The organism is Halomonas sp. Mc5H-6 (assembly GCF_024124705.1).
Classification (GTDB): domain Bacteria; phylum Pseudomonadota; class Gammaproteobacteria; order Pseudomonadales; family Halomonadaceae; genus Vreelandella; species Vreelandella subterranea.
Map to the genome: position 1 here is coordinate 12,720 of NZ_JAMXSI010000014.1, position 21,401 is coordinate 34,120.

Here is a 21,401-nt window from a genome sequence, read left to right on the forward strand (position 1 = left end):
TATTGACATTACACCGGGCCAATTACCCATCAGGTCACCATGACAACCGTCACCTCTGCTCCTCTCTCGAACGTCGCCGTTGTCGGTGCCGGCATGGCGGGCCTGGCCTGCGCCAACCGCTTGGCGGAACACGGCGTGGCGGTGACGGTATTTGATAAAGCGCGCGGCCCGGGCGGTCGCATGTCGACCAAGCGCCTTGACCAGGCGCAGCTTGACCTGGGCGCCCAGGCATTTACCGTGCGCGATCCAGCCTTCAGGGACGCCGTTGCCGGCTGGCTTTCGTCAGGGCTCGTTGCGCCTTGGCCGACCGTCAGCTATCAGGCTAGTTCAAGCGGCTGGCAACTGCATCATGACCCCCACACCCGCTACACCGGCGTGCCCCGCATGAGCGCGGTTACCCGCCACCTGGCAGATAGGTTTCAGACGCATCCCCAAACGGCGCTGCACCTGGCGACACGCATCGAGGCATTGCAACGCTCACCCAACGGCTGGCAGCTTCAAGATGCACAGGGGCGTGGTGTCGGCCCATTCGACCATGTCGTGTTGACCACACCGCCGCCGCAGGCGTTGCCCCTGGTAGCGCCCTGGGAGGCGACACTGGCTGAGGCATGCCGGGCGCGTGACCAGCGCAGCTGCTGGGCGGCCTGGGCGGTGCTGGATGGCCCCCTACCCACTCCGCCAGGCGGTCAGAGTGACTGGCAGATGGCCCGTATTGACCACCCTGCGCTGCGCCTGGTGTCGCGTAACCAGACCAAGCCGGGTCGCGAGCATCAGCCTGAAAGCCTCAGCCTGATGGCGCATCTGGACTGGAGCGAGGCCCACCTGGAAGACGACCCCCAAGCGGTTTCCGAGTTACTGTGGGCGGCCTTCACTGCGTCGTTTTCAGCAGGCACGCCGTTACCGTTGCGGGTCAGCAGCGGCGCGCACCGCTGGCGTTACGCCCAGCCAAGCACGGCCGATGACCGGTTATTCCTATACAGCGACAGCGGCCTTGCCATATGTGGTGACAGTTTCACGGCCAGCCGCGTGGAGTCGGCATGGGTCTCTGGAACGCAGATGGCCCGGGCGTTAATAGATCGGTCGGTACATAACAGGACTGGCTAATCACAGCCTAACAAGTGAATCCAAAGGTTGTACCTTGAGCCTACAAGTTGTACAAAGGAGCGTTAGTTATTCAAGATTGTTGATCGGTTAATTAGATATTAGGTAATTGCTATGGATAGCAAACCACATCGCCCGCCGCAGCAAACCACGATAGGCCCATGCGGCTTGGCTCCGCAGACAACTAAGAGGCAATGGCGCCCATGAATAATAAGGCGACCCACCCACCCGATACCCCACTTTATCCCATTCGGGAAGTTTCCCGTCTGACGGGTGTTAATTCGGTTACCCTGCGTGCCTGGGAGCGACGTTACGGTTTAATCTGCCCCAAGCGCACGCCCAAAGGCCACCGGTTGTATGCCCAGGATGACATTACGCGCATCGAACGCATCCTCCAGTGGCTCAATCGCGGCGTCCCGGTCAGCCAGGTCGCGGACCTGCTCGACCAGCCCGACACCGTTGAGGCGCCGGTACCCGACGCCGGCGACTGGGTAAGCCAGCGCCAGCAGTTGCAGGCGGTCATCGAAGCGCTCGATCTGCCCAGGCTGGAAGCCTTCTATCACCAGAGCCTGGCGCTCTATCCGTTGAGCACCGCGATCAACGAACTGTGGCAGCCGGTGGTGCTGACGCTGGAAGCCAAGTGGGCGGTGCAACCTGATGCCCTGGTCCGCCGCACCTTCGAAGCCTTCTTGCGCAGCCAGGTGGGAATCCGCCTGCATTACGCCAATCAGGCCACCCGCGGTCCGTTGATCCTGCTTAATGCGATGCCCGACGACCCCGGCCCCCTTTGGGTCCTGATGTCAGCGCTGATGGCCAGCGAACAGGGTTACCGTGTGCAGCTGCTGGATCACTCCCTGCCGCTAGAAGACCTCCCACAGGCAGTCGCACGCCTGCATTCTTCGATGGTGCTGCTGTCCAGCGGCCAACGGGAAGACGACCGTTATATTCGCCAGGCACTGCCGGATGCCGCTGCCACGTTAAATGTGCCCATCTGCGTTTGTGGTGAGGTCGCCCGGCTGCGCGACGCCGATCTGCGCGACACCTCCGTGCATATGCTTGGCGATGACCTGCCTCAAGCCATCGCCCGCTTGCGCCCATTACTGCGCGAATCAGGCGTCCTTTGACAAACTGAGTGACACCGCCGAAGCGGCGGTGGCTACCCGCTTGACCACCGCCCTGCAGGAGTTTCCATGTCTCGACAGTTAGTTTGGCTGCGTAGTGACCTGCGCATCCACGATAACACCGCGCTTGCCGCCGCCGCTGCAAAAGGACCGGTGGTTGCCGTCTTTCTGCGCTCGGTGGACCAGTGGCAGGCGCACGGCCATGGCATCAACAAGATCGACTTCTGGACACGTGGCGTGACGGCCCTCAAAGAAGCCCTCGAGGGGCTGAACATTCCGCTTCTGCATCGGGATATCGCGTCGTTCGATGAGGCGCCCGCCACCTTGCTGGAGATTGCCCGCGAGCACCAGATCGAGCATTTGCACTTCAACCTCGAGTATCCCCTCAATGAACAGCGTCGCGACCAGGCAGTCATCGAGTCCTTCAAGCAGGCGGACATTGCGGCACACGGGCATCATGATGCGGTGGCCTTTGCCCCCGGGACGCTACTGACCGGCAAAGGCGACTATTACGGCGTCTTCACCCCCTTTGCCAAGGCCTGGCACAAGCAGATCACCGCCGACCAGTTGGCACTGCGCGACACCCCGGATGCTCAATCGCCACTGGGTATCGATAGCGACCCTTTGCCGACACTCCCGGATCTTGATGCCACCCCGGTCGATGCTGACCAGTGGCCTGCAGGAGAGCACGCCGCCAGCGACCGCCTGGAACGCTTCTTACGCTTCCGTGGCCGCCACTACAGCGATCAGCGGGACTTCCCAAAGGTGCGCGGCACCAGCGAGCTTTCGCCCTATCTGGCGCTGGGAATGATCTCCTATCGACAGTGCATGCAGGCCGTCATGAGCGAGAATGGCGGACATTTGGCCGATGGCGATAAAGGCCTGACCGCCTGGGTCAGTGAGCTTATCTGGCGGGAATTTTACCAGCACGTGGCCGTCGGCTTTCCTCAGGTATGCCGCCACCAGCCGTTTCAGGCCCATACCCGTAAACTTGCCTGGCGCGACGACCCCGACGCCTTCAACGCCTGGTGCGAAGGCCGTACCGGCTACCCGCTGGTGGACGCCGCCATGCGCCAGCTGGTCACCACCGGCTGGATGCACAATCGGCTGCGCATGGTCACCGCGATGTTCCTGAGCAAGCACCTGCTGATCGACTGGCGCCGGGGGGAGGCGTTTTTTCTGCGCCACCTGGTGGACGGCGAGTTTGGTGCCAACAACGGTGGCTGGCAGTGGGCGGCCTCAACGGGTACCGACGCCGCCCCGTATTTCCGAATCTTCAATCCCACCACGCAATCCACGCGCTTTGACCCCAACGGCGACTTTATCGCCCACTGGCTGCCCGAGCTTGCCGCCTTGCCGACCAAAGCCCGCCATGCACCACCGCGCGACCTGCTGACCCAGCTGGACTACCCCGCCCCCATTGTCGATCACAAGGCAGCACGTCAACGGGCACTCGATGCCTTCAAGGCGCTGTCAGACTGATACCGGCCCGCTAACCGCCTAACGACTTCAGGAGTCTTCATGTCACAGGACAAGGCACTGGAAGATTTTTGCGCCTTTTTCAATAAACTTGACAATACCTGTACAGAAAAGCTGTACGAAGTATATACTGACGATATAATTTTCAGCGACCCGCTGCATAACGTTGAAGGTCGCCCCGCGCTGTCGCGCTATTTTGCCGCGATGTATGAAAACGTCGAGCGCTGCCAATTCGTTTATCACACGCGCCAGCGCCAGGGCAGCCAGGCATTTGTCACCTGGACCATGACATTCGTGCATCCAAAGCTGGCAGGGGGACGTACGATCAAGGTAGAGGGGTGCAGTGCGTTGACATTTGCTGACGACGGCCGTGTAGCGCGACACAGGGACTACTTTGACGCCGGGGCGATGCTCTATGAGCACCTCCCGGTAATGGGGCGGGTCATCCGCTGGTTAAAGCATCGTCTTGATTAATCATTACGTTGCCTGGGGCATCTGACCAAGGTGGCCGCAGGGTGTAACAGGAGAGGTTCGATGAGCACATGGACAACCCCCCAGCGTATCTGGCTGACGGGTGCGACCTCGGGGATTGGCGACGCCTTGGCCAGAAAGCTAATTGCCCAGGGTCATCAGGTCGTACTCAGCGCCCGCAACCACGAGGCGCTGGAAGCGCTGTGCCAGGACCACCCCAACGCCCACCCGCTGCCGCTCGACGTCAGCGACCGCCATGCGGTGTTGGCCGCGGGCCAGCAGATCGGCGAGCAGTTGGGCGCCCTTGACCTGGTTCTGCTCAACGCAGGCACCTGTGAATACCTCAATGCCCAGCAGTTTGACATGGACCTGATCGAACGTGTCTTCACCCCCAACCTGTTTGGCACCCTGTATGGCGTCGAGGCGGCCCTTCCCTTACTGCGTGCCGCCCGCCGGGAAGGCAAGCCCGCCCGGCTTGCGGCCACTTCGAGCGCTTCTGCCTACCTGCCGTTACCCCGGGCTGAAGCCTATGGCGCCTCCAAGGCGGCCGTCAGCTATTTCCTGGAATCGCTGCGCCTTGACCTTGACCAGGAAGGCATCGACATCAGCCTGATTCACCCAGGCTTCGTCAAGACGCCGCTGACCGAGCGCAATGACTTCCCCATGCCCATGCAAGTCAGCGCCGAAACCGCCGCTGACGCCATTATCGAGGGTCTGGTCAAGGGCCATCTGGATATTCATTTTCCGCGCCGCTTTACCTATCTGGTCAAGCTGCTGGGCATTTTACCCCCCGCTTTGCGCCGCCGAATCGGCCTGCGCATGACGCGCCATCAAGAGGCTTCCCGATGAGCACCTTGGGTTCACAGCGTATCGCCGTGATCGGCAGCGGCATCAGCGGTATGGCAGCTGGCTGGTATCTTTCCGCCCAGCACGAGGTCACGCTGTTCGAAGCCGACGCGCGCCTGGGCGGGCACACCGCGACCATGGACGTCGAGGTAGGTGGTCGCCCTTACGCCATCGACACCGGCTTCATCGTCTTCAACGACTGGACCTATCCGCATTTTCAGCGCCTGCTGGATGCCCTGGATGTTCCCAGCCAGGCCACAGAAATGAGTTTTTCGGTACACGAGACCAGCGTTGACTTTGAATACAACGGCCACACCTTGACCTCGCTGTTCGCCCAGCGCCGCAACCTGCTCAACCCGGCTTTCTACCGCCTGCTGGCCGATATCATGCGCTTCAACAAGCAGGCCACTGCGGACCTGGAGAACGGCCGGCTTGCCCAGGACATGACGCTTGGCGACTATCTGGATCGCCACGGCTACGGCCAGGCCTTCCAGCGGCACTACCTGCTGCCCATGGGCGCGGCCATCTGGTCGGCGAGCATTGGCGACTTGCGATCCTTTCCGCTGACCTTTTTTGTCCGTTTTTTCCGCAACCACGGGCTTCTATCGGTCAACCACCGTCCCCAGTGGTACACCTTGGTGGGCGGTTCACGCCGCTACATTCCACGGTTGACCGCGCCCTATGCGGACCGTATTCACCTGAACACCCCGGTTACCGGCATTACCCGCACGGATACCGGGGTGATGATCACCACCGCTCAAGGCACCCAGCGCTTTGATCAGGTCGTACTGGCATGCCATGCCGACCAGGCCCTGGCCATGCTGGATGACCCGACCGCGGCTGAAAGCGAGATTCTTGGCGCCATGCCCTACCAGGATAACGAGGTGGTACTGCATACCGACACTTCGCTGCTGCCACGCCGACAACGTGCCTGGGCTAGCTGGAATTACCGCCTTGACGGCCGTGGTGCCGACGAACGGGTCTCGGTGACCTACAACATGAACATTCTTCAGCGGCTGGATGCGGACACCACGTTTTGCGTCACCCTCAATGATTCAGACAGTATCGACCCCGCCAGGGTGCTGGGACGCTACACCTACGCCCACCCACAATTCACCCTGGCGGGGCATGCTGCCCAGCAGCGTCACGACGAGATCTCATCGCCTGCCCGACGCACCCACTTCTGTGGTGCCTACTGGCGCAACGGCTTCCATGAAGATGGCGTCTGGAGCGCACTGCGCGTTGCCCGCTCGCTGGGTTGTGACGAAGCCTACACCCCGCTCTCTGCTCCCACGGCGCTGCCTACCAAGGAGCTGTTCGATGCCTATCAGGGGGGTGACGCGGGATGATGACGACGCCACATTCACGGGTGTATCGCGGCACCCTGCGTCACCGACGTTTCACGCCTCACACGCACCGCTTTGATTACCAGCTGTGGATGGCCTGGCTGGACCTGGACGAGCTGCCGATGCTGTTTGACGGTGTGCCGGGGTTCAGCGCCAGAGGTGCGGCACTGGCGCGTTTTCGCCGCGACGACTATCTCGGCCCGACAGATCGCCCGCTGGCCACCGCCGTCCGCGAAGAGCTGACACGCCAGTTGGGCAGCGCCCCCGAGGGTCGAATCTGCGTATTGACGCAGCTGCGCACGCTGGGCGCCATGTTCAACCCTATTTCAATGTATTACGCCTACGACCGGGCAGGCCAGCTGGCAGCGGTGCTTGGCGAAGTGACCAACATGCCCTGGCGTGAGCGCACCTGTTACGCCTGCCGTGTCGATGGCCACCGCCACAGCCACCACGCGACCTTCGATAAAGCCATGCACGTCTCACCGTTCAACCCCATGGACATGATTTACCGATGGCGATTTAACACACCGGGCGAGCAGCTGTTACTGCACATGGAAAACTGGCAGGCCGGGCAGCGTCACTTCGACGCCACCCTGACCCTGGAGGCGGCCCCCGCCACCGCCAGGGTGTTGCTGACCACTCTGGCGCGCCAGCCATGGATCAGCCTGAAAACCATCACCGGCATTCATTTTGAGGCGCTTCGGCTGTGGTTGAAGCGCAACCCTGTCTACAACCACCCCAAGCGCAAGGAGACCTCGAAATGACGACCCTGCGTTCCACGCCGCCTGATATTCAACCCGCCCCCCAGGGGCGTGTCACCCGCTGGCTGAAAAAGCGGCTGATTGCGCAGCTGGACACCTTTACCGGTGGCCACATTACCCTGATTGAAGGCAATCAATGCCACCATCTGGGTCGCGGCGGGGAGCTTCACGTCACCGTCGTCGTCCGCCACGCACGCGCCTGGAAGCGGCTGGCTTTCGGCGGCACCGTGGGCGCCGCCGAGGCTTACATGGACAATGACTGGGACGCCGATGACCTGGTCGCCCTGGTGCGCCTGTTTGCCATTAACCTGGACCAGGTCAACGGCCATCTCGAGAACGGCAGCGCGCGCATGACACGCTGGCTGATGGGCCTGGTGCATCGTTTTCAGCGCAACAGCCTGACCGGCTCCAGACGCAATATCGCCGCGCACTACGATATCGGCAACGACCTGTTTGGCACCTTTCTCGACAAGCACCACTGGATGTACTCCAGCGCCGTCTTCCCCTACCCGGATGCCAGTCTGGAAGAAGCCTCGACCTACAAGCTTGATGTCATGCTCGACAAGCTCAATGTGCTACCCGAGCACCATTTGCTGGAAATCGGAACGGGCTGGGGTGGGCTTGCCATCCATGCGGCCAAGACCCGCGGCTGCCAGGTGACGACGACCACCATTTCCGAAGAACAATACGCCTATACCGCTAAGCGCATTAAGGAAGAAGGCCTGGAGGCGCGCATCACGCTGCTGAAACAGGACTACCGTGAACTGACCGGCCGCTATGACCGGCTGATTTCCGTCGAAATGATTGAAGCCGTCGGCCACCAGTACCTGGATACCTACCTGCGCAAGGTCGATAGCCTGTTGACCGATGACGGTCAAGCCATGCTCCAGGCGATTACCATCCGCGACCAGCGCTTTGATGGCGCCAAGCGGGATATGGACTTTATCAAGCGGTATATCTTCCCCGGCGGCTTTTTACCTTCCCACCACGCCATTGCCAGCAGCCTGATGCGCAAGACATCGCTCAACATGGTAGCGCTCGATGAAATTGGCCAGCATTACGCGCGCACCCTGCGCGAATGGCGCCACCGCTTCGAGGCCCACCTGGAAGATGTGCAAGCACTGGGTTATGACGAACGCTTTATTCGCATGTGGCGTTATTACCTGTGCTACTGCGAGGGCGGTTTCCTGGAGCGTTCGATTGGCACATGTCACTTACTGCTGGCCAAGCCCGCTGCCAAACCGGCCCCCTTGACCGGAGCGCTGTAATGCTCGCCCGGCGGCGCTTGGTGGCAGTGCTCGTTAACGCTCTGGGCTTTGAAGTGATCTGGACGCTGTGCGTGCTGGGAGGTTCCTGGGTTGCCGCGATTGCGGGCAGTGCCTGGATTGCACTGCATCTGCGGTATGTCGGTAAACCCGGGGAGTGGCGACTGGTGGCGGCCTTTGCCTTATTAGGGCTCGCGGTCGACGGCGGTCTACAGCTGGCCGGGGGGCTGATATTTGCCGATCAACAGCTCATCGCAGGCTTACTGCCGTTATGGCTGTGGATGCTCTGGCCACTGTTCGCCACTCTGGTGCATCACTCGCTTGCCTGGCTATGGCAATGGCCCTGGCTGGCAGCGGCGCTGGGCGCGCTGGGCGGTCCCTTGTCGTATTTTGCCGGCGCCGCCCTCACCGAGGTCATCCTGGCGCCTTGGCTGCTGCCCGCCCAGGCACTGATATGGGCACTCCTCTGCCTTGGCGTTTGCCGCTATTACCGACGTTGGCAATTTCGCTATGCCGACACCCACTAGCGCCCTGAGCTTGCCACTTCGCCGGTGCGAGCCTTGGCAGGCTGGGCTTTAGGAAGCAAACGTTGCTCCAGTTCGTGTGCAGGCTGAGGACGGGCGAAATAAAACCCTTGCACCATATGACATCCCGCATCAACCAGAAAATCGCACTGCTCTTTGGTTTCGACGCCTTCGGCGATCACATCAAGCCCCAGTCCCTTGGCCATCGACAGCACCGCCTTCACAATCGCCGCATCGGCCTGGTCACCGGGCAATTCTCGAATGAACGCTCGGTCGAGCTTTATCTTGTCCACCGGCAGGCGCTTAAGGTAACCAAGCGATGAATAGCCAGTACCGAAGTCATCGATCGCAATGGCATAGCCTTGGTCGCGTAGCGCTCTCAGGCGCGGCCCCATGTCGCCTGCGCGCTCGTCCAGCAAGACCGATTCGGTGAGTTCCAGGCCGATGTGAGCAGACGTTATCCGGTAGCGCTTCAGGCAGGTGGCCAGTTGGCTTTCAAGATCACCATGAAAGAGTTGCAGCGCCGAGATGTTGACCCACATGGTCAGCGTCGGCATGTCATTATTGGCCCAGTGCGCCTGCTGCGCGCAGGCCTTTTCAATCACCCAGCTACCCAGCTCCGCCATCAGGCCGTGGCGCTCGGCCAAGGGGATGAATTCACCCGGCGATATCATCCCATCGCGCGGGTGCTGCCAGCGCAGCAGCGCCTCCATGCCAAGCAGCTCGCCCGTACCGGGGTGGTGCTGGGTCTGAAAATACAGCTCCAGTTGATCCCCCGAGACGAGGGCGGCACGCAGGTCGCTGACCAGCGACAATTGCGGATTGTCCTGCTTGTCCAGAGCGGGGCGAAAACGCAGACTGTGGTTACGCCCCAGCCGTTTGGCATTGTATAACGCCGACTCCAGCCGTTGAAACAACACCCCGGAGTCACGACCGTCTTCCGGGACTCGACAGCTGCCGATGGTCAAACCCAGACGCAACGATTGCTCCTGGATCTCAAACGGGTTGCTCATGTGATCACGCAGGTTCGCCACCCACTTATCGTGATCATCATAGGTCGTGGTGCGCATGACCATGAATTCATCGCCGCCTAGACGTCCGACGACGCTGCCCGCCATATAGCTCGTCAACCGCTGAGCAAAACGCGCCAGCAAACGGTCACCCTGCTCAACGCCCATGCTGTCGTTCACCGATTTCAAACCGTCAATATCGATCAGCGCAATATCCAGACTCTCTCCCGCGCGCAGACTGCGCAGGCGTGATTCCATCAGGTCGTGCAGACGCCGCCGGTTGGGCAGACCGGTCAGCGGGTCTTCATAGCCAATTCGCCGCAGATCGCGCTCACGGGCTTTCTGGGCGGAAATATCGGCAAAAAGGCTAATGAAATGGGTTATATTGCCGCGTTTATCGGTGATGGCACGCACCTTGAGCCACTCGGGGTATTCATCGCCGTGCTTGCGGCGGTTCCACATCTCGCCTTCCCAGCGCCCGGTGTTTTTAAGTGTGCTCCAGAAATGCTGGTAGAATGTTTTATCGTGCCTCGGGGCTGCTAGTGTTTCGAGCTTTAGCCCCAGTATTTCATGACTTTCGTAGCCGGTAATTTCAGTAAACGCAGGGTTCACGGCAATAACACGGTTCTCTATGTCACTGATGACCATCGCATCATTGGCAAGCCCGATCGCATCCTGCGAGAGGCGCAACCTGAGACGCTGTTGACGCACCTGACGCCACGCATCCCAGAGCCCAAGCGCCACCACCGATGCCGCGACCATGCGCAGCGCCGCATCGGGAATCCAGATGCAGGCGGGCAGTGCCACCAACGCAGCCCAGACCAGGGGGCGACTAAGGGAAACGGGAAGCCACATGCTTGTTCACGACATCCTATAAAAACGGGCTAAGAGTTGCTCCGAAAAATAATTAGATCAGCGTCATGACGACGCCTGACAGGCAACGGAACGTCAATCTTACGTCAATAAGCCGTTTAATGTGCAAAACCAATCATTCGACTCTACACTATTTGCCTCATTATACTTTCGGCCGCCCATAAAAAATCTGTAGGGCACGCCAATAATAAGCCCGTTACGTGCATTCAGCGGTTTCGGGAAGTAGACTAGGCTCAACCTTTTACCCTGATACTTGGAAAGATTCAGTGACCAAGCAACACTCCTTTGATCGCGATGAACTGCTGGCCTGCTCCCGCGGCGAACTTTTTGGCCCGGGTAATGCCCAACTGCCAGCCCCCAACATGCTGATGCTTGACCGCATCACGCACATTCACGAAGCAGGCGGCGAGTACAATAAAGGCGAATTGATTGCCGAATTGGATATCACACCCGACCTATGGTTTTTCGATTGCCATTTCCCTGGTGACCCGGTCATGCCAGGCTGCCTGGGGCTTGATGCCATGTGGCAGCTGGTTGGCTTCTACCTGGGATGGCTAGGCCACCCTGGCCGCGGCCGCGCACTCGGCTGCGGTGAAGTGAAGTTCAGCGGCCAGATACTTCCCGACGCGCAAAAAGTAACTTATCGTATCAACATGAAACGCATTATTACTCGTCGGCTGATTCTGGGCATGGCCGACGGCACCGTCTCGGTAGACGGTCGTGATATCTATCAGGCTAATGATTTGCGCGTTGGCCTATTCACCTCCACTGCGAATTTTTAACAGGAGGCTCCCATGCGACGAGTGGTAGTCACCGGCCTTGGCATTGTGTCGTGCCTGGGCAATGACCAACAACAGGTCCTTGAGGCGCTTAGAAGTGGCCGTAGCGGCATTCGCTTCAAAGAAGACTATGCTGAACGTGGCTTTCGCAGCCAGGTAGCAGGCAGCGTTGATATTGACCTCGAGTCGCTCATTGACCGCAAACTGCTGCGGTTCATGGGCGATGCAGCGGCTTACGCGTATATTTCCATGGCGCAAGCCATCGAAGACGCGGGGCTTGCCGACGATCAGGTATCCAACGAGCGAACTGGCCTGATTGCGGGCTCTGGCGGCGCCTCGAGCGCCAACCAGGTGGAAGCCGCAGATGTGCTGCGCGAAAAGGGACTGCGTCGCGTAGGCCCCTACCGCGTTACCCGCACCATGGGCAGTACCGTCTCGGCGTGCCTGGCAACGCCGTTCAAGATCAAGGGTGTGAACTATTCCATCTCGTCGGCCTGCGCTACCTCGGCACACTGTATCGGCAGTGCGATGGAGCAGATTCAGCTCGGCAAGCAGGACGTGGTCTTTGCTGGCGGGGGCGAAGAGGAACACTGGACGCTGTCCTGCCTGTTCGACGCCATGGGGGCTCTTTCCACCCACTATAACGCGTCGCCCGACAAGGCATCGCGCCCTTATGACCAGGCCCGTGACGGCTTTGTGATCGCTGGCGGCGGCGGCATGCTCGTGCTCGAAGAACTGGAACATGCCAAGGCCCGCGGCGCCAAGATTTATGGCGAGCTGGTAGGCTATGGCGCCACGTCCGACGGCTACGACATGGTGGCACCTTCCGGCGAAGGGGCGACTCGCTGTATGCGCCAGGCCATGGCAACCGTTGAGGGTGATATTGATTACATCAACACCCACGGCACATCAACGCCGGTGGGCGATGTAGCCGAGCTCAAAGCGGTCCGCGAGGTATTTGGCAATTCAACACCGGCGATGAGCTCGACCAAATCGCTGACCGGCCACTCGCTGGGCGCTACCGGGGTACAGGAGGCGGTCTACTCGTTGCTCATGATGCAGCACCGTTTCGTGGCCGCCTCGGCCAATGTGGAACAGCTCGACGAGCAGGCCGACGGCTTCGATATCGTTACCGAGCGCCGCGATGACGTGGCAATCGACCGGGTGCTGTCCAACAGCTTCGGCTTTGGCGGCACCAATGCCTGCCTGGTGTTCCAGCGCTACGCCGAATAACCTTGCGGGATAATCGGCGGTAAGCACCACGAAAACGCCCCCAGCGGAATCCGCAGGGGGCGTTTTTTATACTCAGGCATTTTATACTCAGCCAATATAAGGGCGTTATTGCGGTCTCGGGACATCCGAGATCTCAACCAGTTGGGCCTCTATCCACGCCTCGACATCAGCCAGCACCTCATCCGAGGTCCGTCCTGCCGTTTCGATCGGTTCGCCAATACGTACCCGCAGCACGCCCGGGCGTTTAACCCAATGGCGCCCCGGCCACCGCTCCCCCGCATTATGGGCCACGGGTAATACCGGCACCCCTGCGCGACAGGCAACCACACTACCGCTTTTGTTGTAACGCCTGCGCTCCCCGGGCTCGACCCGGGTGCCTTCAGGGAAAATCAGCACCGAAAGCCCTGTATTCAGCCGTTCAACGCCCTGGCCCAGCACCTGCTTGATGGCCCGCGCCGGTTTGGAGCGGTCCAGGCTGATCGGGTGCAGCAAACGCAAGCCCCAGCCAAAGATGGGCAGGCGCAGCAGCTCACGTTTCAATACGGTACATACCGGCGGCTTCATCACCTGCAGAAAAACCGTTTCCCACTCGCTTTGGTGGTTTGCCTGAATCACGCAGGGCCCGTCCGGCAGGTGATGCGCCCCCTGAATGTCGTAGCGCACGCCGCAGGCAATGCGAAACCAGAACATCAGAAAATAATTATATAGATTGAGCAGGCGATAACGCCCAGCCAGGGGTAAAAAAGGTGCGATCGGCAGGAACAGCACGCCAATCACCAATAGGGCAGCAAAATACCCTGCGTAAAATACCACGCTGCGAACCACTTGCTTCAAGACGACGCTCCTGTGCCGTCGACACCCTTCGGATCACGCGTTAAACACCAGGCATCGAGCATGCGCCCGACCTCCAAACGCCACGGCTTTTGATGGACACCAAACACATTGAGCACCCGGCGACAATTCAGCACGCGCCGCAACTTGGCATCATGGTGATGCTTCAATGCCTTGACGTCACCTAACGTCACTTGCTCGCCACGACCTTCAAGGTGGGTCAATAGTTGCGTCCTCACCATGGAGGTAAAGGTAAAGGCGCTCACCGGCTCGGTCCCCGCCAGATGATAGGCGCCCCAGGCATCCGCACCGCAGGACTGCTGCTGGAGCATACCGATCAGCGCAAGGGCCACGGCATCCGCCGAGGTAGGGCAAAAGATGACGTCTTCCGCCGCCCGCACGCTGTCACCCATGACCAGGCTGTCCAACAGCTCGTTGAGCCACGCATGGCTGCCCTCAAGGGCGAACAGCGGCCCCAGGCGAACAATCAGATGGCGCGCATAATCGGCCCGGATACGATTGCCGGTTTGCACCAGACGGCGCAGGCTTTCATCACGGGGTGCCGGAACGACATGCTCATCGATGGCGACGTCGAAGCCGTCTTCGTAAAGCTGATCAGACACACACCAGACGAGCGCCACGTCTTCGGTGCGGCAGGCCTCGAGGCAGACCTCAACGGCGTCGGCGTGTTCCATAACGGCGGCGGGGGCCATGTTCAGGGGGTGCGCCAATGGCGGCACAATCACTGCATCCGGTGACACCTCCCGCAGACGCTCGGCATTCACCTGCGTCGCTTGTTCAATCACCAGTTCAGTATCTGAACGGCGACTGGTTTCGCGTGCCAGCGCCAGACTCAGGCAGTGGCCCGCATCGAGTATCAAAAGCTTCAAGACGGCCTGTCTCCCTTACCTTCACTCGCGTCATTGAGCGTCACTTAGAACGGAATCTCGTCGTCAAAGTCATCGAAATTACCGGGGTCTGGCGCGCCATATTGGTTGTTTTGCTGGCCTTGCGGCGGTGCGGGCTGGTTTTGCTGCGGCGCTCGCTGCGGCTGGGCAGCGCCTTGTCCGCCGTATTGGTCACCCTGAGGGGGCTGAGGTTGGCCACCCTGCCCACCTTGTGCGTAGTTGTTTGGTGCCGCGCCGCCGCCCTGGTAATCCCCGCCGCGGGAATCAAGCATCTGCATATCGTTGGCAACGATTTCAGTGCTGTAGCGGTCCTGGCCATTCTGGTCCTGCCATTTGCGGGTTTGCAAACGTCCTTCGATGTAAACCTTGGAGCCTTTCTTGAGGTATTGCTGGGCAATTTCGGCGGTTTTGTTGAACATCACCACCCGGTGCCACTCGGTGCGCTCCTGGCGCTGACCACTCTGGCGGTCCATCCAGGTATCGGTGGTGGCCAGGTTAAGGTTGGCAACCGCCGTGCCGGAGGGCGTGAATCGTACCTCAGGATCCTGTCCGAGGTTGCCGATCAAGATAACCTTGTTAATGCCGCGAGCCATAAGGCGCTCCTTTCAATTGATATCGATAAACGTCGACAGCGTCCCAGCGACGCACTATTACCCCACCCCTTTTATGATTTCGGGGGTGTTACCAGCTTAGCAAGCGCTGCTTGATCAAGCTGCTGCCGATTGACCTTCAAATACGCTAGCCGCTCTTCGGGCACGACCATGACATCCTCGACGCCTGCCACGCCTGCCAGATGCTCAAGCAGCACGTCCATAGTATCGCCTTCGGTGTCGCCCAGTGCCACCACCTCACTGCTCAACGGCGGTGGTGATGGCATATTCAGCATCGCGCCCCACCACAATAGCGCCAGCAGTGCGCAGCCGAGGAATACCGCGTCCAACCCCCCGACACTTGCCAGCACGCCACCCAGGGTGCCGCCTAGAAATGCCCCCAGGAACTGGCTGGTGGAATAGACGCCCATGGCAGTCCCCTTCGCCCCGGCCGGTGCCAGCTTGCTGAGCATCGACGGAAGGGTGGCTTCCAACAGGTTAAAGCCGGTAAAGAAAATAAACAGCCATGGAAATAACCAATAGCCCTCAGAGACCGGAAGCCCCAAACCCGCCAGGCTGACCGTAATGGCGCCAATCGCCAACAGGCAGATGCGTGTCATGCGCTGGCGCTTCTCGGCCACGATCATCAGCGGCAGCATGGCGACAAACGAAAATCCCATGATCGCCAGATAGGCCAGGCCATGATGCGCCGCGCTGATTCCCGCCTCAAGCAAGCGAAACGGTACGGCCACAAAAATCGCCATCAGCACGAAGTGCAGCGCAAAAATCGACACGTCGAGCCGCCAGAGCTCCGGGCGTGACAGCACGCTCCTCAACTGCCGACGGTCCATGCCCACATCGCGGTGCTGGACACGGCGCGGCGCGGGCGGCACCCAGCGCCACAAAACGATCAGGCCCAACAGCGTCAGCAGTACCGTCAGCCAGAACACACCGGCAAGCCCTGCCCACGCCGCCAGCCAGGGCCCAATCACCATGGCCAGAGCAAATGCCACGCCAATCGACAAGCCAATCGTTGCCATCGCCGCGGTACGCACCTGCTCGCGGGTCTGATCCGCCAGCAGCGCCATGATGGCCGCGGCCACCGCCCCACTGCCCTGCAGGGCACGGCCGACAATCATGGCGCCGATGGAATCAGCAAGCGCTGCCACCACGCTGCCCAGCGCAAACAGTACCAGCCCAAAGGCAATCACGCGTTTGCGACCAACCCGGTCAGACCATAAACCGAAGGGGATTTGCAGAAGCGCCTGGGTCAGTCCATAGATCCCCAACGCCACACCCACCAGCAGCGGCGTCGAGCCTGCCAGACCGTCGGCATACAGCGCCAGCACGGGCAGGACCATGAAAAGCCCCAACATACGAGACGCGTACAACCCCGCCAGGCCGCTGATGGCACGGCGTTCAGAGGCCAGTAACAGTGCAGACACCTTGCGCATAAAACCCTTGGAATGGTCCTTGGGATGATGGCCGTCGATGGTAAGTCAATGCCCACCGGGGCTTGGATAGCCGCCCATTCTAGCGCGTTGGGTGATTCAGCGAAACGTCATCACACCGTTGCCGAGCGAAACCGCTTTGCCGGGAGGGCCCGGAGAAACGTATAATCACGCTTTTGCCGCGCGATTCGAGGTGTTGATGGACAGCATTCTGGTCAGGGGTGCACGCACCCACAACCTCAAGCAGATCGATGTGGAACTGCCCCGCAATAAGTTGATCGTGATTACCGGCCTTTCCGGGTCAGGCAAGTCCTCATTAGCGTTCGATACCCTCTATGCCGAGGGGCAGCGCCGCTATGTGGAGTCGCTCTCCACCTATGCGCGTCAGTTCCTGTCGATGATGGAGAAGCCCGATGTGGATCACATCGAGGGGCTCTCACCGGCCATTTCCATCGAGCAGAAGTCTACCTCGCACAACCCGCGCTCGACCGTGGGCACGATTACCGAGATTTACGACTACCTGCGCCTGCTGTTTGCCCGCGCGGGCACCCCACGCTGCCCCGAGCACGGTGAAGACCTGGAAGCCCAGACGATTTCGCAGATGGTCGATCAGGTCATGAACCTTGCCGAAGGCACCAAGCTGATGCTGCTGGCTCCGGTGGTCAAAGGCCGTAAAGGCGAGCATTTGCAGCTGCTGGCAGAGTTGCGCGCTCAGGGGTTTGTGCGTGCGCTGATCGACGGACAGGTGCTGGAGCTCGACGACATTGCCCCGCTGGACAAGCGCAAAAAGCACGATATCAGCGTGGTCGTCGATCGTTTCAAGGTGCGTGATGATCTCGCCCAACGCCTGGCCGAGTCCTTTGAAACCGCGCTGAACCTGGCCGACGGCACCGCCATGATCCACTTCATGGACGGTGGCCATGAGGATATCGCCTTCTCGTCGCGCTTTGCCTGTCCGGTCTGCGGCTATTCGCTGGCGGAGCTCGAGCCGCGCATGTTCTCGTTCAACAACCCGGCGGGTGCCTGCCCCACCTGCGACGGGCTGGGCGTCCAGCAGTATTTCGACCCGGCCAAGCTGATCAGCCACCCGGAGCTGTCGCTTGCCGAAGGCGTGATCAAGGGCTGGGACCGGCGCAATATCTACTATTTCACCCAGCTTCAGGCGTTGGCCAAACACTATCGTTTTGAACTGGAAACGCCCTGGAATGAGCTGGCTCGCCACGAGCAGGACATTATCCTCAACGGAAGCGGCGATGAAACCATCCCGTTTGTCTATGTGGGCGATCGCGGCCGCAAGGTGACCCGCGAACATACGTTCGAAGGCGTGCTGCCCAATATGCAGCGCCGCTACCGGGAAACCGAATCCAACATGGTCCGCGATGACCTGGCCAAGTATATCGCGGTACAGCCCTGCGCGACCTGTAGCGGCTCGCGGCTGCGCAAGGAATCGCGCCACGTCTACGTCGACGACCGCAACATTGCCGATATGGTGCATCTGCCCATTGGCGACGCATGGCGCTACTTTGCCGACTTGCGGCTGCCGGGACGCAAGGGCGAGATCGCCGACAAGATCGTCCATGAAATTCATGCGCGGCTGGAGTTTCTGGTCAACGTCGGGCTCGACTACCTCAACCTGGAACGCAGCGCCGACACCCTCTCCGGCGGCGAGGCCCAGCGCATTCGCCTGGCCAGCCAGATTGGCGCTGGCCTGGTCGGCGTCATGTACATTCTCGACGAACCTTCCATCGGGCTGCATCAGCGCGACAACGACCGGCTGCTGAAAACCCTGGAGCGGCTGCGCGACCTGGGCAACACCGTGATCGTGGTCGAGCACGATGAAGATGCCATTCGCGCCGCCGACCACGTGCTGGATATCGGGCCCGGGGCTGGCGTCCACGGCGGCGAAATTGTCGCCCAGGGCACCCCGCAAGACGTCATGGACAATCCCGAGTCGCTGACCGGCCAGTACCTTTCCGGCACGCGGGAAATCGCCGTGCCGCCCTACCGCATTCCCGGCAATCCGGAAAAGCAGCTCATCGTCCGCGGCGCCACCGGCAATAACCTTCAGGACGTGTCGCTCTCGCTGCCGCTGGGGCTGTTTGTCGCCATTACGGGTGTGTCCGGCTCGGGTAAATCGACGTTGATCAACGGCACCCTGATGCCCATCGCCGCCCGGGAGTTGAATCGCGCGACCTCGCTCACCCCCGCGCCTTATCAAAAAATCGAAGGGCTCGATCAGCTGGATAAAGTGATTGATATCGACCAAAGCCCGATTGGCCGCACACCGCGTTCCAACCCGGCCACCTATACCGGCATTTTCACGCCCATCCGCGAACTGTTCGCGGGCACCCAGGAAGCCCGCTCGCGGGGCTACAAGCCCGGCCGGTTCAGCTTCAACGTCAAGGGCGGGCGCTGCGAAGCCTGTCAGGGCGAGGGCATGATCAAGGTCGAGATGCACTTTCTGCCGGATATCTATGTGCCCTGCGACGTGTGCAAGGGCAAGCGCTATAACCGTGAAACCCTGGATATCCATTACAAGGGCAAGACCATCCACGAAGTGCTGGCCATGACGGTGGAAGATGCCCTGGAGTTCTTCAGCCCGGTACCGGCCATTGCCCGCCGCCTGCAAACCCTGCTCGACGTGGGCCTGTCCTATATTCGCCTGGGGCAAAGTGCCACCACGCTGTCGGGCGGCGAAGCCCAGCGGATCAAGCTCGCCCGGGAACTGGCCAAGCGCGATACCGGCAAGACGCTGTATATCCTGGATGAGCCAACCACCGGTTTGCACTTTGAAGATATTCGCCAGCTACTGACGGTGCTCCACCGCCTGCGCGATCACGGCAACACCATCGTGGTGATCGAGCACAACCTGGATGTGATCAAGACCGCTGACTGGATTATCGACCTGGGTCCCGAAGGCGGCTCCGGGGGCGGTCGGATCATCGCTGAAGGCACACCTGAGCAGGTCGCCAAACAGGCGACATCGCATACCGGACGCTTCCTGGCACCGTTACTGGCGCGGCAACAACGCGCGTCTGCCTGATGATCCATCATGGCGGGACTTGCGTGAGTCGCCGCCACGCTGCGAAACTCATGTAATACATGGCGTTAAGCATTTTTTATCGGCGTCGTTTATAGTAGCGATTGGTTGAGTCATTGATTTTAAGCGAACATCGTTCAGGGGTGGTTAATCGTGGGCCAGGAAAAAAGCTGCATCATTAAGCATTTCAGCCACTACTGCTCGCTTGATGAAGACGAAAGACAACTGCTCATCTCGCTGGAGGATAGCCCCACCGATATTAAAGCAGGCACACTACTCTGGGAGATAGGCGACCCGGCCAATGAGTTCTGTACGCTGAAAAGCGGCTGGGCTTACTCGTATCGCCACCTGGAAAACGGCGACCGCCAGATACTCGAAGTCTTTTTGCCCGGCGATATCATCGGCCTGCGTGAGTTTGCTTTTAACCAGCGTCTCGAGAACGTGCGCATGATCAACGATGGGGTTATCTGCCACTTCCCCCATCGCCGCATGCTCGAACTATTTCGCCAGTCGCTGCCGCTGACCTCGATCATGTTTGCCATCGGCAGCCGTCAGCAGGCGCTGCTCACCGAACGGCTAGTGAACATTGCCCGGCGCAGCGCCCGCCAGAAAATGGCCCATTTTCTTCATGAAATGTATTTACGTCTTCGTCAGACCAATGACGATATCAGCGGCCAGTTCCGCCTGCCGCTTTCCCAGGAGCAGTTGGCCGATATTCTGGGTCTAAGCCCGGTTCACGTCAGCCGGACATTCAGCGCGCTAAGCGAGGACGGCCTGGTTTTCCGCGACCGTCATAACGTCACCATTCCGGACCTGGACGCCCTCTCCGTGGAAGGCGAGTTTGACGACGCCTACCTGACCGATAACGTGCGGCCGCTGTTTGACGCTGCTGGCTAGCACGCCCCCCGCCAATACATCAATGGAAAAGGGCGCGAGCCGTATAAGCGCGCGCCCTTTTCCGTACGGCGATGACTTACATTAGCCGCACTTCGACCAGCCGCACCCTGCGTAGCAGGTGGGGCAGCCATCCATCATGATCAGCTCTCCGCGGCATTCAGGGCAGTGGCCGACGACCGCCGGGCCGTTGCTCGGGGCATTAGAGGTGGCGGCATCTTGCCCGATGGGCTCGACCGCGCCGTTTTCTGCCTCAGCGGGCATGTCGTCGGCGGGGGGCTGCCAGGCGTGGCCGTGCTGCATGCGATGCGCGTAGCGCTCCACCAGGCTTTCCACCGGCACCTGGTTGCCGTCCTGATCCAGAAAGCCGCGACGGTACAGAATCTGCTGGATCGACCAGGCAATGGCGGCCACTTCGGAATCATGGAACATGGGTTTGTTCCAGCGGTTCATGCCACAACGCACCAGGCCCTTGTCCCAGGCCACTTTGCGCAAGTCGGCCACTGCCTGGGTGACGTAACCGCCGCGGGCCGCCAGTGACAGGCTACGCATGGTCGCCGTAATCCACTGGTGTTCGCTGGAAAGCTGTCCGGAAGGGAAGAAAAACTCCACCGGGCGCTCGATGACCACGCGCTTGCCGCCGACCACGCCTTCCACCGGCATGAAGGACACCAGTAGATAAACCTTTTTGCGGCCTTCGGCGCCGACATAGGAAATCTTTTCCGAGACGGCTTCCAGTGTGCCTTCCGGACGCGACGGAATGCGCACCGTCAGCGGGTCTTCCTCGGGCAGGGTCGGGCTTGGCGCTTCAGGCGCCTGCTGCTTGATACGGTAACCGACGATTTTCGAGGTGATTTCAACAGTCATAACGTTCTCCA

Annotated in this window: 19 protein-coding genes; 13 read left to right on the forward strand and 6 right to left on the reverse strand. The window is 60.4% G+C overall.

Translation table 11 applies throughout. The features are described from left to right. Positions 1–39 precede the first annotated feature (39 nt). From NH395_RS15855 to NH395_RS15895, 9 genes are all read left to right on the forward strand, one after another. Positions 40–1,104, forward strand: coding sequence for an FAD-dependent oxidoreductase (locus tag NH395_RS15855; protein ID WP_253026247.1), 1,065 nt, complete (start codon positions 40–42; stop codon positions 1,102–1,104). Between the two features lie 200 nt (positions 1,105–1,304). Then, on the forward strand, positions 1,305–2,225 hold the full coding sequence (locus NH395_RS15860; RefSeq protein WP_253026249.1) for a MerR family transcriptional regulator: 921 nt from the start codon (positions 1,305–1,307) through the stop codon (positions 2,223–2,225). 66 nt (positions 2,226–2,291) lie between these two features. Next, positions 2,292–3,704, forward strand: a complete 1,413-nt coding sequence (gene phrB, locus NH395_RS15865) for a deoxyribodipyrimidine photo-lyase (RefSeq protein WP_253026251.1) — start codon at positions 2,292–2,294, stop codon at positions 3,702–3,704. A 39-nt stretch (positions 3,705–3,743) separates the two neighbouring features. Then, positions 3,744–4,175, forward strand: a complete 432-nt coding sequence (locus NH395_RS15870) for a nuclear transport factor 2 family protein (protein ID WP_253026253.1) — start codon at positions 3,744–3,746, stop codon at positions 4,173–4,175. Between the two features lie 60 nt (positions 4,176–4,235). After that, a complete protein-coding gene (locus NH395_RS15875) occupies positions 4,236–5,021 on the forward strand; it encodes an SDR family NAD(P)-dependent oxidoreductase (RefSeq protein WP_253026255.1) in 786 nt (261 codons plus the stop codon). Beyond that, positions 5,018–6,367 (forward strand): FAD-dependent oxidoreductase, encoded by a 1,350-nt coding sequence (locus NH395_RS15880; RefSeq protein ID WP_253026257.1) that lies wholly within the window; start codon positions 5,018–5,020, stop codon positions 6,365–6,367. The genes NH395_RS15875 and NH395_RS15880 overlap by 4 nt, the downstream gene beginning before the upstream one ends. Continuing rightward, positions 6,364–7,128 carry a DUF1365 domain-containing protein gene (locus NH395_RS15885; RefSeq protein WP_253026259.1) on the forward strand — a complete coding sequence of 255 codons (765 nt, stop codon included), beginning with the start codon at positions 6,364–6,366 and terminating at the stop codon, positions 7,126–7,128. Before NH395_RS15880 ends, NH395_RS15885 begins: the two co-directional genes overlap by 4 nt. Beyond that, a complete protein-coding gene (locus NH395_RS15890) occupies positions 7,125–8,393 on the forward strand; it encodes a cyclopropane-fatty-acyl-phospholipid synthase family protein (protein ID WP_253026261.1) in 1,269 nt (422 codons plus the stop codon). The genes NH395_RS15885 and NH395_RS15890 overlap by 4 nt, the downstream gene beginning before the upstream one ends. Next, positions 8,393–8,917 (forward strand): DUF2878 family protein, encoded by a 525-nt coding sequence (locus tag NH395_RS15895; RefSeq protein WP_253026263.1) that lies wholly within the window; start codon positions 8,393–8,395, stop codon positions 8,915–8,917. Before NH395_RS15890 ends, NH395_RS15895 begins: the two co-directional genes overlap by 1 nt. Here the strand turns inward: NH395_RS15895 and NH395_RS15900 are convergent. Continuing rightward, positions 8,914–10,779: a GGDEF domain-containing phosphodiesterase gene (locus NH395_RS15900; protein WP_253026265.1), complete on the reverse strand. Its 1,866-nt coding sequence runs from the start codon at positions 10,777–10,779 to the stop codon at positions 8,914–8,916. The genes NH395_RS15895 and NH395_RS15900 overlap by 4 nt on opposite strands. 284 nt (positions 10,780–11,063) lie before the next feature. Here NH395_RS15900 and fabA point away from each other — a divergent pair, with 284 nt between their 5' ends. Continuing rightward, positions 11,064–11,579 carry a 3-hydroxyacyl-[acyl-carrier-protein] dehydratase FabA gene (gene fabA / locus NH395_RS15905; protein WP_066319005.1) on the forward strand — a complete coding sequence of 172 codons (516 nt, stop codon included), beginning with the start codon at positions 11,064–11,066 and terminating at the stop codon, positions 11,577–11,579. A gap of 12 nt (positions 11,580–11,591) precedes the next feature. After that, entirely contained in the window at positions 11,592–12,809 is a 1,218-nt protein-coding gene (fabB, locus tag NH395_RS15910; RefSeq protein ID WP_253026267.1) for a beta-ketoacyl-ACP synthase I, read from the forward strand. Positions 12,810–12,914: 105 nt separating this feature from the next. On the opposite strand, the gene NH395_RS15915 is transcribed toward fabB, so the two are convergent. The 4 genes from NH395_RS15915 to NH395_RS15930 form a co-directional block, all read right to left on the reverse strand. Beyond that, positions 12,915–13,643, reverse strand: coding sequence for a lysophospholipid acyltransferase family protein (locus NH395_RS15915; RefSeq protein WP_253026269.1), 729 nt, complete (start codon positions 13,641–13,643; stop codon positions 12,915–12,917). Next, a complete protein-coding gene (locus NH395_RS15920) occupies positions 13,640–14,530 on the reverse strand; it encodes a sugar nucleotide-binding protein (protein ID WP_253026271.1) in 891 nt (296 codons plus the stop codon). Before NH395_RS15920 ends, NH395_RS15915 begins: the two co-directional genes overlap by 4 nt. Before the next feature lie 44 nt (positions 14,531–14,574). Continuing rightward, positions 14,575–15,141, reverse strand: a complete 567-nt coding sequence (gene ssb / locus NH395_RS15925; RefSeq protein WP_092827317.1) for a single-stranded DNA-binding protein — start codon at positions 15,139–15,141, stop codon at positions 14,575–14,577. Between the two features lie 71 nt (positions 15,142–15,212). Then, positions 15,213–16,592: an MFS transporter gene (locus NH395_RS15930; protein ID WP_253026273.1), complete on the reverse strand. Its 1,380-nt coding sequence runs from the start codon at positions 16,590–16,592 to the stop codon at positions 15,213–15,215. A 196-nt stretch (positions 16,593–16,788) separates the two neighbouring features. On the opposite strand from NH395_RS15930, the gene uvrA reads away from it, so the two are divergent. Further along, positions 16,789–19,632 (forward strand): excinuclease ABC subunit UvrA, encoded by a 2,844-nt coding sequence (gene uvrA, locus NH395_RS15935; RefSeq protein ID WP_066318993.1) that lies wholly within the window; start codon positions 16,789–16,791, stop codon positions 19,630–19,632. A 150-nt stretch (positions 19,633–19,782) separates the two neighbouring features. Beyond that, positions 19,783–20,526, forward strand: a complete 744-nt coding sequence (locus NH395_RS15940; RefSeq protein ID WP_066318992.1) for a Crp/Fnr family transcriptional regulator — start codon at positions 19,783–19,785, stop codon at positions 20,524–20,526. 81 nt (positions 20,527–20,607) lie between these two features. On the opposite strand, the gene NH395_RS15945 is transcribed toward NH395_RS15940, so the two are convergent. Further along, positions 20,608–21,390 (reverse strand): ribonucleoside-diphosphate reductase, encoded by a 783-nt coding sequence (locus tag NH395_RS15945; protein WP_253026275.1) that lies wholly within the window; start codon positions 21,388–21,390, stop codon positions 20,608–20,610. Between the last annotated feature and the right edge of the window lie 11 nt (positions 21,391–21,401).

Coding starts and splice junctions, on each gene's coding strand:
- NH395_RS15855 (WP_253026247.1), top strand. CDS start 40: ATGACAACCGTCACCTCTGCTCCTCTCTCGAACGTCGCCGTTGTCGGT.
- NH395_RS15860 (WP_253026249.1), top strand. CDS start 1,305: ATGAATAATAAGGCGACCCACCCACCCGATACCCCACTTTATCCCATT.
- phrB (WP_253026251.1), top strand. CDS start 2,292: ATGTCTCGACAGTTAGTTTGGCTGCGTAGTGACCTGCGCATCCACGAT.
- NH395_RS15870 (WP_253026253.1), top strand. CDS start 3,744: ATGTCACAGGACAAGGCACTGGAAGATTTTTGCGCCTTTTTCAATAAA.
- NH395_RS15875 (WP_253026255.1), top strand. CDS start 4,236: ATGAGCACATGGACAACCCCCCAGCGTATCTGGCTGACGGGTGCGACC.
- NH395_RS15880 (WP_253026257.1), top strand. CDS start 5,018: ATGAGCACCTTGGGTTCACAGCGTATCGCCGTGATCGGCAGCGGCATC.
- NH395_RS15885 (WP_253026259.1), top strand. CDS start 6,364: ATGATGACGACGCCACATTCACGGGTGTATCGCGGCACCCTGCGTCAC.
- NH395_RS15890 (WP_253026261.1), top strand. CDS start 7,125: ATGACGACCCTGCGTTCCACGCCGCCTGATATTCAACCCGCCCCCCAG.
- NH395_RS15895 (WP_253026263.1), top strand. CDS start 8,393: ATGCTCGCCCGGCGGCGCTTGGTGGCAGTGCTCGTTAACGCTCTGGGC.
- NH395_RS15900 (WP_253026265.1), bottom strand. CDS start 10,779: ATGTGGCTTCCCGTTTCCCTTAGTCGCCCCCTGGTCTGGGCTGCGTTG.
- fabB (WP_253026267.1), top strand. CDS start 11,592: ATGCGACGAGTGGTAGTCACCGGCCTTGGCATTGTGTCGTGCCTGGGC.
- ssb (WP_092827317.1), bottom strand. CDS start 15,141: ATGGCTCGCGGCATTAACAAGGTTATCTTGATCGGCAACCTCGGACAG.
- NH395_RS15930 (WP_253026273.1), bottom strand. CDS start 16,592: ATGCGCAAGGTGTCTGCACTGTTACTGGCCTCTGAACGCCGTGCCATC.
- uvrA (WP_066318993.1), top strand. CDS start 16,789: ATGGACAGCATTCTGGTCAGGGGTGCACGCACCCACAACCTCAAGCAG.
- NH395_RS15945 (WP_253026275.1), bottom strand. CDS start 21,390: ATGACTGTTGAAATCACCTCGAAAATCGTCGGTTACCGTATCAAGCAG.